General features: G+C 65.3%; 11 protein-coding genes. 5 read left to right on the top strand and 6 right to left on the bottom strand.

From position 1 onward, the window contains the following. Positions 1-96: 96 nt before the first annotated feature. Both HB634_RS12545 and HB634_RS12540 read left to right on the top strand, forming a co-directional pair. Complete coding sequence (locus HB634_RS12545) at positions 97-1,563, top strand: DUF4139 domain-containing protein (protein ID WP_213948793.1); 1,467 nt, start codon at positions 97-99, stop codon at positions 1,561-1,563. A gap of 82 nt (positions 1,564-1,645) precedes the next feature. Beyond that, positions 1,646-2,401, top strand: coding sequence for an enoyl-CoA hydratase/isomerase family protein (locus HB634_RS12540; protein WP_213948792.1), 756 nt, complete (start codon positions 1,646-1,648; stop codon positions 2,399-2,401). Positions 2,402-2,492: 91 nt separating this feature from the next. Here the strand turns inward: HB634_RS12540 and HB634_RS12535 are convergent, their stop codons facing one another. Further along, on the bottom strand, positions 2,493-3,425 hold the full coding sequence (locus HB634_RS12535; protein WP_213948791.1) for a Nudix family hydrolase: 933 nt from the start codon (positions 3,423-3,425) through the stop codon (positions 2,493-2,495). Then, positions 3,425-3,913: a dihydrofolate reductase gene (locus tag HB634_RS12530; RefSeq protein ID WP_063571089.1), complete on the bottom strand. Its 489-nt coding sequence runs from the start codon at positions 3,911-3,913 to the stop codon at positions 3,425-3,427. Before HB634_RS12530 ends, HB634_RS12535 begins: the two co-directional genes overlap by 1 nt. 166 nt (positions 3,914-4,079) lie before the next feature. On the opposite strand from HB634_RS12530, the gene HB634_RS12525 reads away from it, so the two are divergent. From HB634_RS12525 to HB634_RS12515, 3 genes are all read left to right on the top strand, one after another. Further along, a complete protein-coding gene (locus HB634_RS12525; RefSeq protein ID WP_213948790.1) occupies positions 4,080-5,141 on the top strand; it encodes an SDR family oxidoreductase in 1,062 nt (353 codons plus the stop codon). 140 nt (positions 5,142-5,281) lie between these two features. Beyond that, positions 5,282-6,586, top strand: coding sequence for an ABC transporter permease (locus tag HB634_RS12520; RefSeq protein WP_063572981.1), 1,305 nt, complete (start codon positions 5,282-5,284; stop codon positions 6,584-6,586). A gap of 13 nt (positions 6,587-6,599) precedes the next feature. Next, positions 6,600-7,835 (top strand): FtsX-like permease family protein, encoded by a 1,236-nt coding sequence (locus tag HB634_RS12515; RefSeq protein ID WP_063572982.1) that lies wholly within the window; start codon positions 6,600-6,602, stop codon positions 7,833-7,835. Here HB634_RS12515 and HB634_RS12510 read toward each other — a convergent pair. From HB634_RS12510 to HB634_RS12495, 4 genes are all read right to left on the bottom strand, one after another. After that, a complete protein-coding gene (locus tag HB634_RS12510; RefSeq protein WP_213948789.1) occupies positions 7,832-8,683 on the bottom strand; it encodes an SMP-30/gluconolactonase/LRE family protein in 852 nt (283 codons plus the stop codon). The genes HB634_RS12515 and HB634_RS12510 overlap by 4 nt on opposite strands. Continuing rightward, positions 8,680-9,600, bottom strand: coding sequence for a 2-dehydro-3-deoxygalactonokinase (locus tag HB634_RS12505; protein WP_213948788.1), 921 nt, complete (start codon positions 9,598-9,600; stop codon positions 8,680-8,682). Before HB634_RS12505 ends, HB634_RS12510 begins: the two co-directional genes overlap by 4 nt. A gap of 9 nt (positions 9,601-9,609) precedes the next feature. Further along, a complete protein-coding gene (locus HB634_RS12500) occupies positions 9,610-10,314 on the bottom strand; it encodes an SDR family oxidoreductase (RefSeq protein WP_345777498.1) in 705 nt (234 codons plus the stop codon). Between the two features lie 70 nt (positions 10,315-10,384). After that, entirely contained in the window at positions 10,385-13,108 is a 2,724-nt protein-coding gene (locus HB634_RS12495; RefSeq protein ID WP_213948786.1) for a TonB-dependent receptor, read from the bottom strand. Between the last annotated feature and the right edge of the window lie 99 nt (positions 13,109-13,207).

The following is a 13,207-nucleotide window of genomic DNA, read 5'->3' as shown; positions in this document are numbered from 1 at the left end:
GCCGCCAGCACCCATCGCCGATGAATCGGCTCCTACACAAAGTCACGGTTCACGTCCGCCCGGTATGATCCCGCAGGATCATCACGGAGAGAGACTATGTCGCGTCGTCTGCTTGTTCTCGCGATCGCCGGTGCCATCGCACTGCCGGCCTTCGCCGCCACCGACGAGCGCACCGCGCTCACCCTCTACCGCGCCGAGGGCGACCAGCTTTTCGCCACCAATGGCGAAGCCGTCTCGGGCGATGGTTACGCCGTGGTCCACGAACGTCGCAGCTTCGACCTGAAGGGCGGCGCGCAGGATCTCTCCATCGATGGCCTCCCCGCCGCCCTGGACAGCGAAGCGCTTTCGCTGCGCTTCCCCGGCAAGGGGACACGGGTGGTTTCCCAACGCCTGCTGCTCGGGCAGGGCTTTGACGGTGCCGTGGCCGGACTGGTCGGGCATAACGTCACCGCCATCGGAACCACGGGTCAGCCTATCGCCAGTGGCACACTGGTTCGTGGCGGCGACACCCTGGTGATCCGCGAAGCCAGCGGCCAGGCCAGCCTGATCAAGAGCTATGCGGCGTTGCGCGCGGCCGACGCCACCGACTTCGCCCGGGGGTCTACCCTGCAGGTACGCGTCGCCGGCGGCAGCGCGGGCAACACCACCGCGCAGCTCGACTACCCCACCTCCGGATTGGGCTGGCGCGGTGCCTATGTGGCAACGGTCGCGCCCGGCGCCACCTGCAAGATGAACTTCGATGCCTCCGCCAGCATCGCCAACCGCAGCGGTCGCGACTGGAAGGATGTCTCCCTGAAGCTTGTCGCTGGCGATGCCCAGCGTGCCAAGGCGCCGCCGCAGCCGAAGATGTTCATGGCGCGCGCCGCACCCGCGGCGATGGCTATGGATGCCTCCGCGAACGAGCCCCATCAGGCCACGCTCGGCGACTTGCGCACCTACACCTTACCGACGGCCGTGGACCTGCCCGATGGCAGCGTGACGCAGACGCCGCTGTATGACAGTCGCACGCTGGATTGCGAGCGTGAAGCCGTCTACGACACCAACATGCGCTACTACGGCACCCCGCCGCGCACTGAGCGCGACATCGGCATGCCGCCGAGCACGCAGATCGTCTCGAACCTTCGCTTCAAGGCGTTCGACGCATTGCCGTCGGGCTACGTCCGCGTACTCACCACCGACCGCGACGGCAATGCCGAACTGCTCGGCGAGGGCCGCCTCGACGACACGCCGAAGAACAAGGATGCGACCGTTTCCCTCGGCAATGCGTTCGACCTCTCCGCCACCCGCGAGCAGACCTCATTCAGCGCGGACCCAGCGTCGCATCGCATGGATGAGGGCACCCGCCTTACCCTGACCAATGCCGGCGACACGAAGCGCACGATCACGGTACGCGAGCATCCGAGTCGCTGGCGCGCCTGGGCGGTGACGTCCTCGTCGATCAAGCCGACGAAGTCGACGCCGGATCTGCTGGAATTCCAGGTGGATGTGCCGGCCAATGGCTCGGTGAGCCTCGACTACGCCCTGCGTTACACCTGGGCCGACGCCGATCTGCCGCACCAGTAACCCCGGTACGACCGCAGTGCGGCATGCCCTTGCGGCACTGCCCGGTCATAATCCCCCCAACATCACCGACGGACACGCGCCCATGCTCGACATCCTTCCGCACGACGGCGGCATCCATGAAATCCGCATGGCGCGTGCCCCGGTCAACGCGTTCGACATCAATCTCGTGCGTGCGCTGCGCGAGGCTATCGTCGAAGCGCCGTCCAACGGTGCGCGCGGCATCGTCATCTCCGGCGCGCAGGGCATGTTCTCTGCAGGCGTGGACGTACCGGCGCTGATCCAGCGCGATCGCGCGGGCGTGCAGGAATTCTGGAACGAGTTCTTCGCCCTCTGCGGTGCGATCGCCGCGTCGAGCATCCCCACCGTGGCCGCCATTACGGGTCACAGCCCGGCCGGCGGCGCCGTGGTCGCGCTGTTCTGCGACTACCGCATCATGGCGCACGGCCCTTACAAGATCGGCCTCAACGAAGTGCAGGTCGGCCTGTCGGTGCCGGAGCCGATCCAGTTCGCCATGCGCCGCATCGTCGGCAATTACCGCGCGGAACGCCTGCTTGTCGCGGGCGCCATGGTCGATGCCGAGCAGGCCCATGTCATCGGCCTGGTGGACGAGCTGGCGACCGTCGAGCAGGTCGTCCAACGCGCCGTGATGTGGATGACCGACATGCTCAAGTTGCCACCGAAGGCGATGCTGCGCACGCGCGCCATTGCGCGCGCGGATCTGGTCGCGGTGTGGGGCGATACGACCGATCTACTCGACCCGGGCTTCATCGACGATTTCTTTGCGGATGAAACGCAGGGGGTTTTGCGGGCGTTGGTGGCGCGGCTGAAGTCCAAATAAGGATCGCTTTGCGATCTATCGCCGATGAATCGGCTCCCACAAGGAGCAAGGCCACCCTGTGGGAGCCGCTTCAGCGGCGATGCTCTGGGGCTCAAAAAAAACCACGAATCCCCGCAACCCCCTGCGCCGCATGCAGCCGTGCCTCCATCCCGTCGTCCGGCCCGAGCCCGCCCAACGCATACACCGGCAACGACGCCGCTTCAGCCAGCTGCGCGAAACGCGGCCAGCCCAGCGGTTCGGCACCCGGATGGCTCGCCGTAGCGTGCACCGGAGACAACGTCGCGAAGTCGCAACCCAGCGCCGAAGCACGTGCGAGTTCGGCCGCGTTGTGACACGACGCAGCGACGGTCTGTGACAGTGGCAAGGGTCGCGCATCCAGGGCATGGAGCTGCGATGCCGCCAGATGCACCCCCACGCCATCGCCGAATGCGAGCGCACCGTCGATATCGCGGCTGAGCAGCAAGGTCGCACCCAACGCACGCAGCTCCGGAAGCACGCGAGCGGCCACACCGCGCAACGCATCGACCGGCAGCCCTGGCACGCGAAGCTGAAGCAATCGCTCACCCTGGGCCAGCGCGCTCGTGAGCAAAGCGACGGCGTCATCGGCCGACACGTCGGGCGGTGTGATCGGATAATGCGGCGGCAACCGCGTCGCCGCGAGGATGGGCCGGTCCGCGGGCGCGAGCATCGCGGGATCGATATCGCGCGGATCAAGCCAGCGGATCTCGGCCGCGTCGAGCGCCTTCGGCTCGCCCACCCAGGCGCGCACGAGAATCGCTTCAAGCAACATGCCGCGCTCGCCGTAGTTCCACGGAATGCGAACGAGCGCCTCGAAAGAGAGCGGATCGACCGCGATGCCGAGTTCCTCGTCGAGCTCGCGCTCCAGCGCCATCAGTGGCGTTTCGCCCGGCTCCAGCTTGCCGCCCGGGAATTCCCACATGCCCGCCAGGTGCTTACCCGGCGGTCGCTGCGCGATCAGGATCCGTCCGGCACCGTCGACGAGGACGCCGGCAACGACATGCATCAGACGTTCCGGACGTATTCGACCATGTCGAACGAGTGGGCGTGCTCCTTGTCGGCCTTGTGATGAACGCGCGACACCTCGGCCCATTCCTTGAAATCGATGCCCGGGAAGAACACGTCGGCGCCATCCACGGCGGCGTAGACCCAGGTCAGGTACAGCGTGCGCGCATACGGCAGCGCCTCGCGGAACACTTCGCCGCCACCGATGACCATGAGGCCCGCGTGGTTGCAGCTTGCCTGCGCCTCGGCTACCGAACGAACGGTGATCTGGCCCGGATACGGCGCCTCGCCCTTGCGCGAAAGCACGTAGTTCACACGGTCCGGAAGGGCCTTGCCGATCGACTCGGCGGTCTTGCGCCCCATCAGCACGGACTTGTCCGTGGTCAGTCGCTTGAAGTGACGCAGATCTTCGGGGAGGTGCCAGGGCAGCCCCCCCTGCTTGCCGATGGCAAAATTCTCATCGAGCGCGGCAACCAGGTGTACGGACATGAAGCTTCCTTCGAATGGGAGGTGAAACGGGCGCACACGGCGGCCCTTGCGGACCGGATAGTAGTCCTCCGCGTGTGATGAAGAAACTAACGCCCGTTTGATTCGCACGGTTGGAACGGTCGCCTCGCGGCTCCATGGTTACAGGGCCTCCCTCCCCGAGCTCCCCATGAACGACAAAGCCCTCATCGTCGGCGCCAGCGGCATCATCGGCAGCGCCCTTACCGAACGGCTCGTCGAGGACGGCTGGCCGGTCGCCGCCCTCGCCCGCCGCCCGGGATCGCAGACCGCCGTACGAGCCGTGGCGGCCGACCTCACCGATGCCGAGGGCACGCGTGTCGCGCTCGGCGACATCGCGCCGACCCACGTCTACATCGCCACCTGGTCGCGGCAGGCCAACGAGCGCGAAAACATACGAGTCAATGCCGCGATGGTTCGCCACCTGCTCGACGGGCTGCGACCGACCGGCAGCGTTCGTCACGTCGCCCTGGTCACCGGCCTCAAGCACTACCTTGGCCCTTTCGAGGCCTACGGCAAGGGCGCACTCCCCGAGACACCGTTCCGCGAGGAGCAGGGCCGCCTTGATGTCGACAACTTTTACTACGCGCAGGAAGACGAGGTGTTCGCCGCCGCCGCCCGCGATGGCTTCACCTGGAGCGTGCATCGTCCGCACACGGTGATCGGCGTGGCGGTCGGGAACGCCATGAACATGGCGACCACGCTCGCCGTCTACGCCTCGATCTGCAAGGCGACCGGCCGGCCGTTCCGCTTTCCCGGTTCGGCGGCGCAATGGCAGAGTCTCACCGATATGACCGACGCGCGTCAGCTCGCCCGCCACCTGGTATGGGCCTCGACCACGCCGGCCGCCGCCAACGAAGCCTTCAACGTGGTCAACGGCGATGTCTTCCGCTGGAGCTGGATGTGGTCGCGCCTTGCCTCGTGGTTCGGCCTTGAAGCCGCGCCTTTCGATGGCGAGGTTATCCCTCTCGAACGGCAGATGGCCGACGATGCCGTCGTGTGGAGGGAGTTGGCGACACGCCATGGCCTGCTCGAGCCCGATATGCACCGCCTCGTATCCGCCTGGCACAGCGACGCCGACCTGGGTCGGCCGATCGAAGTCGTTACCGACATGTCGAAGAGCCGCCGCCTCGGCTTCCTCGATTACCAACCCACCGACGATGCCTTCTTCGACGCCTTCGAGCGTTTGCGCGCGGAGCGACTGATCCCCTGAAGGGGTCACGTCCGCCTGTCCGCCGGACGTTTGTCCGCGGACAGGCCCGTGGCGACGAAGGTGACCGCGCGGCGCCGCGCGGCGCATGGCACACGCCTTGCTAACCTCCCCTGGGAACGACACCACAGGGATCGCCAACGATGTTCGGTTACTACGTGCAACTCGGGCTTCGCAGCCTCAGGCGCAATCCGGTCCTCACCCTGTTGATGGTGCTGGTGATCGCGGTGGGCGTCGCGGCGTCGATGACCAGTTACGCGGTGTTTCGCGTCACGTCGGGCGACCCGATTCCGGAAAAGTCATCGCAGTTGTTCATCGCGCAGATCGACAACTATGGGCCGGACAATAGCGATGGTGAGCCGCTGCCTTGGCTCACCTGGCGAGATGCGATGGCGCTCGTCGATGCACACAAGGCGAAGCGGCAGACACCGCTGTATCCGATCGGCGTATCCATCGTTCCGGACGATCCGAACACGATGGCGTCCCCCGCACGCGGCTACGCCGTGCAGGCCGACATGTTCCCCATGTTCGACGTGCCCTTCCTCTTCGGGGCCCCCTGGTCGGCGGCGGATGACGCCGGACGTGCCCGCGTGGTCGTGATCGGGAAGAGCCTCAACGATCGCGTGTTCGGCGGCGCCAATAGCGTCGGCCGTGAGATCGACCTCGACGGGAAGCAGTTCCGCATCGTCGGCGTCGCCGGTCACTGGGAAGCGCGGCCACGCTTCTTCGATCTCGATGCAAAGGGCGGCTTCGGCGACATGGGTGAGCTCTACATGCCGTTCGCGCGGGCCATCGCCGACGGTCTCCATCCTGCCGGCGGTAATCTCTGCAACCGTCCTTTCAAGCCAGGCTGGGATAACTTCGTCCACTCCGAGTGCATCTTCGTCAGCTTCTGGGCCGAGCTTCCCGATGCCGCCAGCGCCACCGCTTACCGCCAGTTCCTCAACGACTATTCGGCCGGACAGACTCGCGACGGCCGCTTCTCGTGGCCGCCGAACGTGCGCTTGCGCAACGTGATGGAGTGGCTGGACGTTCGCCACGTCGTACCTCCGGAAGCAAAGATGGGGCTGCTGGTTTCCGTCGGTTTCCTCGTCATCTGCCTGATCAACGTGATCGGCCTACTACTGGCGAAGTTCATGCGTCGTGCGCCGGAAATCGGCATCCGCAGGGCGCTCGGTGCCTCGCGCGGCGCCATCTATGCGCAGTTCCTGCTCGAAGCTGCCTCCGTCGGCCTCGCCGGTGGCTTGCTGGGCGTCGTCCTCACTGCGGCAGGCACGTTGTGCATCGGCGCCGTGTTCGATCCGGCCATCGCGAACCTCGTTCATATGAGCTTACCCCTGCTCGGCCTCACGGTCCTCGTCGCTCTGGCCAGCACCCTGGTCGCGGCGTTCTATCCCACCTGGCGCGCCTCAAGGGTGCAGCCGGCATGGCAACTCAAAGCCAACTGACCCGGAGTCCGTCATGCCGCCCTTCCGCCCTATCCTCGCCGCACTCCGCTATCACAAGGCCGGTGCCGTTCTCATCGCCCTGCAGGTCGCGTTGACGCTCGCTATCGTCTGCAATGCCCTCTTCGTCATTGAGCAGCGCCTGCACCGCCTTTCACGCGAAACCGGCATCGCCGAAAGCGAACTCATGGTCGTCAACAACACGTGGGTCGCACCCGACGCGGAAGTGCCAGCGCGCCAGGCAGCCGATGTGGCGATGCTGCGCGCCTTGCCGGGGGTGGCGGATGCCTATGCGACGAACGCCTTTCCCCTGCTCGGCGGAAGCTGGCAGAGCGGCATCCGGCTGGATCCGATGAGCAAGCATTTCATCAGTGACGGCGCTTCGCTGTACTTCGTCGACGACCATGCGCTGAACACCCTTGGCGTCAAGATTGCCGAGGGACGTAACTTCCGCTCCGAGGAAATCGGTGCACTGGCACCTAACGCCAGCGCCGACAGCCCGACGGTCATCGTGACGCGCACCCTCGCGCAGCGCGCGTTTCCGGACGGGCATGCCCTGGGCAAGGCGATCTACATCGGCAACAGCGATGCTCGCCCGAGCACCATCATCGGCATCGTCGATCATGTGCAGACGCCGGAGACCCGGAGTGGTGAGGACATTCGCTGGCAGGACGCGATCTTCGTTCCACTGCGCATCACGGATAACCGCGCGTTCTTTGTCATCCGGGCACAACCCGGGCGACTTCCGGCGCTGCTGCATTCCGTGCCCGACGCGCTCAAGGCACTCAGCACCCGGCGTGTCATTCCGCAGCCCCATGGCGTCATGGCTTTCAGCCAGGTGCGCGACATGGCCTACCGCAACGATCGCGGCCTGGCCTGGATGCTCGCCGGGATCTGCGTCACCCTGCTCGTGGTCACTGCCGCCGGCATCGTGGGACTGACGAGTTTCTGGGTGGGTCAACGTCGTCGGCAGATCGGCATCCGTCGTGCGCTGGGCGCGACGCGTCGCGACATCCTCGTTTACTTCCTCACCGAGAACGGCCTTATCAGCATGGGGGGCGCGCTTGCCGGTGTCGTACTGGCTTTCGCACTCAATGCGTGGATGATGCAGGCGTTCGAGACATCGCGGCTATCGTTGCTTTACGTCGGCTGCGGGATGTTGCTCCTGCTGTTGCTTGGGCAACTGGCCGTTCTCTCGCCTGCACGGCGTGCGTCACGCGTGCCCCCGGTGGAGGCGACGCGGACGATTTAAGCCTCGCGCGACTGTCGGCGGAGAATCACGCGGAACAGCGCGCCCGAATCCGGATTCGTCCGTAACATCGCTTCGGTAAGCCGCGCCCGCGAGCTCGACACGTAGGCGTCGCCGTGCCGGTCAAAGCACAAGCTGCCAACATGTGGGGCGGGCATCGTCACGCGTTCCTCCACAGCGCCGTTCGCCGCCAGTCGGACGATGCAAGCGCCACCCCACATGGCCACCCACACCGCGCCACCCGGACCGATCGCCATCCCGTCGGGCTTGCCGGGTACATCGAGAAAATCGGTGACCACCACCGGCTCGGCGAGGGTGAGATCCCTGCCGGGCCGTGGATAGGAGAGCAACGTACGGCCAAGGGTATCGACGACCAGCAGCGATGTGCCGTCATCGACGAATGCCATGCCGTTGGCGACACCAAGACCGTCGGCCACCTGGACGACCGGCGCGCCGACATCGACCGCGTAGTAAAGCGCGCCCTTCCCGCCCAGCAAGCCGCGATGCATCGAGCCCGCCCACATGCCGCCCTGCGCATCGACGACCATGTCATTGAGTCGACAACCCGGTCTCAACGGCGCCGGCTCGCCGGTCGAGATTTCGCCGGTGTGGACATCGATCGCACAGAATGCCTCCTCGCCCGCGCCGACCCAGGATCCGTCAGGCCGCTGTGCCAACGACCACAGCGGCACGGACAGCGCGACCTCCCGGAGCACGCCATCCGCCACGCACAAGCGCAGCAGGCGACGGTTCGGCGGGTCGACCCAGATGACGTCGTCGCCATCCATGCGCACCGCTTCGCCCACGAGGGCGTTTGGTTGCGCGACGGCGATCACCAACGACCCACTCATGGCGATGGTCCCGCAGTTGCCGCGTGTATTGCCGCGAAGCCTTGCGCCGTCGCGTCGCCGGCGTCCACGGTAACCGAACGTATCTCCAGTCGCGCCAGCGCTTCCGCATACAGCGCGCAGACCGGTGCGGCACCGATCAGCGTGACGACCTGGTCGCGCCGTATCGGATAGAGCGCCATGGCGTCGGCAATCTCCGCGCCGATCAACAACCCACGCAAGTAGGAAGCAGCGTCCTCCCGAGGCAGGTCGTTCCGGATCACCCGGGCGCGGACTCCGAACAGTTGCGTACCCAGCCCAAGCGACCGCCCGGCGCCCGCGGTTGTTCCCGCGGCAAACGCAGTGCCGGACGCCGCCGGCGCCGCGACAATGGATGCGAGCATGCCGGCTGCCGTCAGCCGGTCGAAGATCTCGCCGGACATCGCCGTCATGAACTCGATCACCTGGCCGCGCGCGATACGCACCCATTTACTGTGCGTGCCGGGGAGCGCGACGATGCCGTCGCGCGGCAAGCGTCCCGCACGCAGAAGGCCAAAGAGCTCGGTCTCCTCGCCACGCATGATGTCGGGAGCACCGTCGCTTTCACGCCGGCACGCCAGCCCCGGCACGATGTACATCGTCCGCCCCGCGATGTGGCTTGCGTGCAGGTTCGCCGTCAGCCCGTCGAGTCCGATCGGACATTCGGCGTAACCCACTTCTTCCCAGCCGACATTGGAGCCAACCATGCCACAGGCGTAGATCGTCCCCGCATCCGGCCAGCGCCGCAGCAGCCGCACGATCTGTGCGGCCATGCCGTCACGGTCGAGCGAGGCAATGCCCGCCGGTTCCGCGAATGCATCACGGACAACACCGACGTGGTCGAGAAGGTAAGCGCGAAAGTTGGAACTGCCCCAATTGATCGCTATGAAATCACGTCCCATCGTGCCCCCTCAGCGGCGCGTCACCGACGCGCCCCCGTCAATCGGAAAAATGCCGCCGGTCAGCCAGGCACTGCCATCGCCCGCCAGGAACAAGGCGAGAGCCGCGACATCGTCGGCCGTGCCGAGCCGTCCGAGTGGATGGCGGCCGATGTTGCGCAGGCGTGCGGTATCCGGATCGCTGTCGCGGGCGAAGGAAACTTGCATCATCGGGGTGTCGATCGAGGCTGGCGCCATGGCGTTTACACGCACCTGCCACGGCGCGAACTCCAATGCCGCCGTGCGTACCAGCGACTCGACCGCCGCCTTGCTCGCCGCATAGGCCGCCAGCGTGGGTGTCGCGAAGCTCGCATTGATCGACGAGGTCAGCACCACCGATCCGCCGCCTGCATCCCGCATGACAGGCACGCAATGACGAAGCAGGCGCACGGCGGACAGCACGTTGATGTCATAGGTTTCGAGAAACAACGCATCATCGGACTCGAGGATCGATCCCGGTGGGCTGACCCCGGCACAATGCACCAGGATCGTTGCGGGCCCATGCGCGGCAGCGGCAGCAGCCACTGCCTCACCCACCGCCGCGTCGTCGCGCAGGTCCACTTGCAGCGACCGAGCCACGCCCGTCGACGCCTTCAGATCGAAGCCCGCCACGGATGCACCTTCCTCGCCCAAGCGGCGCGCCACCGCCGCCCCTATCCCGCTTGCTGTTCCCGTCACGATCGCCGCGCGTCCCGCCAATGACTGTGTGCTCAACCGTCCTCTCCCCTGTTGCCGCGCCCGGTCGCGATCAGAAACGCCAGGTCACCGTGGCCATGTAGTTACGGCCATATACCACGTTCGTGCGCAGACCCTCGGTACTGCCGTCGTAGGTACGCTGCTTGCTGTCCAGGAGATTGGTGGCCTGCAGCTGCAGCGAGAGCTTCGGCGTAAAGTTGTAACTGACCGACGCCGCGAGGTCCGAGTAGTTATCGTTGTAGATACCCGTATTGGCGGCGGACAGGCTCACGAAGTAATGGTCGCGCCAGTTGTACGCGACCCGGGCGCTGAAAGGACCGGTCTCGTAATAAAGGATCAGGTTGACGTTGTTCTTCGACAAGCCTGGAAAACTCAGCGACTGGCCGGTCACGTCCTTGATCGGCGTGGTCGAATCGATATACGTGTAGGTTGCGACCATGCCGAAGCCGTTGATCGCTTCGGGCAGGAAAGTGAAAGGCACCTGGGCCAGGAACTCGGCCCCCTTCACCGTGGCATGATCGCCGTTGACCTTGCGGTTGACGAAATAGTCCACGCCCCCGTAGCTCTCGGCGCTCTGCTGCTGGACGATGAAAGTCGAGATGTCCTTGTAGAACAAGCCGGCCGACAGCATGCCAGTGTCGTTGTAGTAATACTCCAGCGACATGTCGTACTGGTCGGCCTTGAATGGCTTGAGCGCCGGTGCGCCACCACTGCCGGTTCCCGGCGTGATCTGCACGCCGTTGTCGAACACCGCGTTGTTGTTGAGCGTGACACCGTTGTTGAGATCTTCAGTGTTGGGGAAGGCGACGACGCGGGCGGCACCACCGCGCAGCAGCCACTTATCGGATATCTCCCACTTGGCGATCGCCGAGGGCAGCCACTCGCGGTCCGTGCTGCGGTAGTCCGTGGGAATGGGCTGGCCTGTTCCGGACAGCAGGTTGCCTCGGGAGTCCAGCTCACGCTGCACGTAGCGCACGCCGAAGTTGCCGGAGATTGGCATGGATCCGGCATCGAAGCCCCAGTCCACCTTTGAATACGCTTCGCTGAACTTCTCGTCGATGCTGAAGGTGCCGGCGTAGGCCAGCGCGTTATTTCGACCGTCCAGGCATTGCGGGTCCTGGCTGATCGACGGAATGCCTGTGAAAGCGGAGCAGCCGGTGAACACATTGCGGAAGCTGCCGAGATAGCTTCGCGGCAACCCATCGAACTCGCCCTTCATGAAATCGTCGTTGCTGTAGACCCGAAGGAAGTCGCTCAGCTGGGTGGCAGGAACGCCGCCGGTGGGACGGATATCTGCACGCAACGGATCCTGATTGCTCTTGACCTTCGTTATGCGAGCACCGAAGTCCAGCGCGCGCCAATGGTCGGAGTCGAAGTTCCACGTCCAGTCCGTACGTGCAGCCGGGGCATCGGTCTTCGCGCGGTAGTCGTTGTCAAACAGGATGCTCATGCGCATCTGCGAAGGATCGGTCAGGTTCACGCCACCGACATTGAAGCTTCCGAAGGCGCCCTGGCGCAGGTCGTAGTCGATGACCGAGGTGACGCCAGCCGCCGGCTGGAGGCGCATGTAATTCTGGTGGTAATCCGCCTTCGAACGGTCGTAGGACACTTCAGCCGAACCGTCGAGATGATCGCCGGCCTGGAACTTCGCCTTGAGCGCCGTGGACCAGACATCCGCTTCGATGTCGGCGATTTCCGTGTTGGCCTGGATCGGACTCGTCGAGCGGCCGGCGACCAGGATGTTGTTCGGCGAGTACACCGCGTTGCTCAAGCCGGCGCTGGGATTGAACGCGAGCCAGTAGCGGTCGCGATCGGCGGTCTGCTTCGAGTAGAACGTATCGCCGATGATTTCCACGCCCGGCACGGGACGCCACTGCAGGACGGCACTGACCCCTTTCTTCGTGCGGTCGTCGCTGATGTCCTGGGCGCGCATATCGGTCGATCCGTAGCGTGTCACGGCCGGGGTCACCGAGGTGTCCTTGTACGAGGCGTAGCCGGAAAACGTATCCAGGCCCTGCTGGACCACCGTGCTATGGCTATAGGTCGCGGCGATCATCGCGCCGAAGCGCTCGTCCTTGGTGCGCGCGGACAACAGGGCGAACCCGTCGCCGCCGCCCTTCTTCGCCAGCTTGCTGTACGTACCTGACATGCTGACCACGTTCTGGTCGCCGTCCACATTCAGGGGCATGCGTGTTTCGATATCGATGATGCCGCCAAGGGCGCCGGCGACCTGGTCGGCGCTGGCGAGCTTGGTCACCGAAAGACGCGAGATGAGTTCGGAAGGTACGAGGGTCAACAGCCCATAAGTGGACGTATTGAGCTGGTCGAGGCCGTTGCCGCCGCGGCCCGTGGCATCGAAGATCTCGCGTCCGTTGTAGAGATAGACGTTCTGGCTAAGGCCGCGAACGAGCACGCTGCTGCCCTCGCCCATGCCGCGTTCGAGCTGCACGCCGGCAACGCGCCCCAGTGATTCGGCCACGTTGGTATCCGGCAGCTTGCCGATGTCGTCGGCGACGATCGCGTCGACGATCTGCGTGGAATCGCGCTTCAGGTCTCGCGACTTTTCCAGGCTCTGGCGGATGCCCGACACCGTGACGCCTTCGAGGGTAACCGGAGCCTGGTCCTGCGGCGCCGTGGTCGCCTGCGGCTGACCCGGAGGAACCGGCGCCTTGGTGGTTGTGTCGTTGGCCGTGCTCGTCTGGGCGACGGCCGGTACGGAAGCAAAGAGCACCTGTGCAATCAAGGTCGACAGGATGGTGCGACGAGTAAGACGCATGTTTGTTTTTCCTCCCCCGAGGTCTTGCGGATTTTGCCGGTTACCGCCGTTCGCCAGCGCGTTTTTTGCTTGGCATGGTGTAACTATTATAGCAATATA

It is taken from the genome of Luteibacter sp. dw_328 (assembly GCF_018449605.1).
Taxonomy (GTDB): domain Bacteria; phylum Pseudomonadota; class Gammaproteobacteria; order Xanthomonadales; family Rhodanobacteraceae; genus Luteibacter.
This window is presented reverse-complemented; position numbering and strand designations above follow the sequence as displayed.

Bases quoted from the DNA above. Each gene is read 5' to 3' on its own strand.
- HB634_RS12540 (WP_213948792.1), top strand. From the start codon at position 1,646: ATGCTCGACATCCTTCCGCACGACGGCGGCATCCATGAAATCCGCATG.
- HB634_RS12545 (WP_213948793.1), top strand. From the start codon at position 97: ATGTCGCGTCGTCTGCTTGTTCTCGCGATCGCCGGTGCCATCGCACTG.
- HB634_RS12520 (WP_063572981.1), top strand. From the start codon at position 5,282: ATGTTCGGTTACTACGTGCAACTCGGGCTTCGCAGCCTCAGGCGCAAT.
- HB634_RS12530 (WP_063571089.1), bottom strand. From the start codon at position 3,913: ATGTCCGTACACCTGGTTGCCGCGCTCGATGAGAATTTTGCCATCGGC.
- HB634_RS12510 (WP_213948789.1), bottom strand. From the start codon at position 8,683: ATGAGTGGGTCGTTGGTGATCGCCGTCGCGCAACCAAACGCCCTCGTG.
- HB634_RS12505 (WP_213948788.1), bottom strand. From the start codon at position 9,600: ATGGGACGTGATTTCATAGCGATCAATTGGGGCAGTTCCAACTTTCGC.
- HB634_RS12495 (WP_213948786.1), bottom strand. From the start codon at position 13,108: ATGCGTCTTACTCGTCGCACCATCCTGTCGACCTTGATTGCACAGGTG.
- HB634_RS12525 (WP_213948790.1), top strand. From the start codon at position 4,080: ATGAACGACAAAGCCCTCATCGTCGGCGCCAGCGGCATCATCGGCAGC.
- HB634_RS12535 (WP_213948791.1), bottom strand. From the start codon at position 3,425: ATGCATGTCGTTGCCGGCGTCCTCGTCGACGGTGCCGGACGGATCCTG.
- HB634_RS12515 (WP_063572982.1), top strand. From the start codon at position 6,600: ATGCCGCCCTTCCGCCCTATCCTCGCCGCACTCCGCTATCACAAGGCC.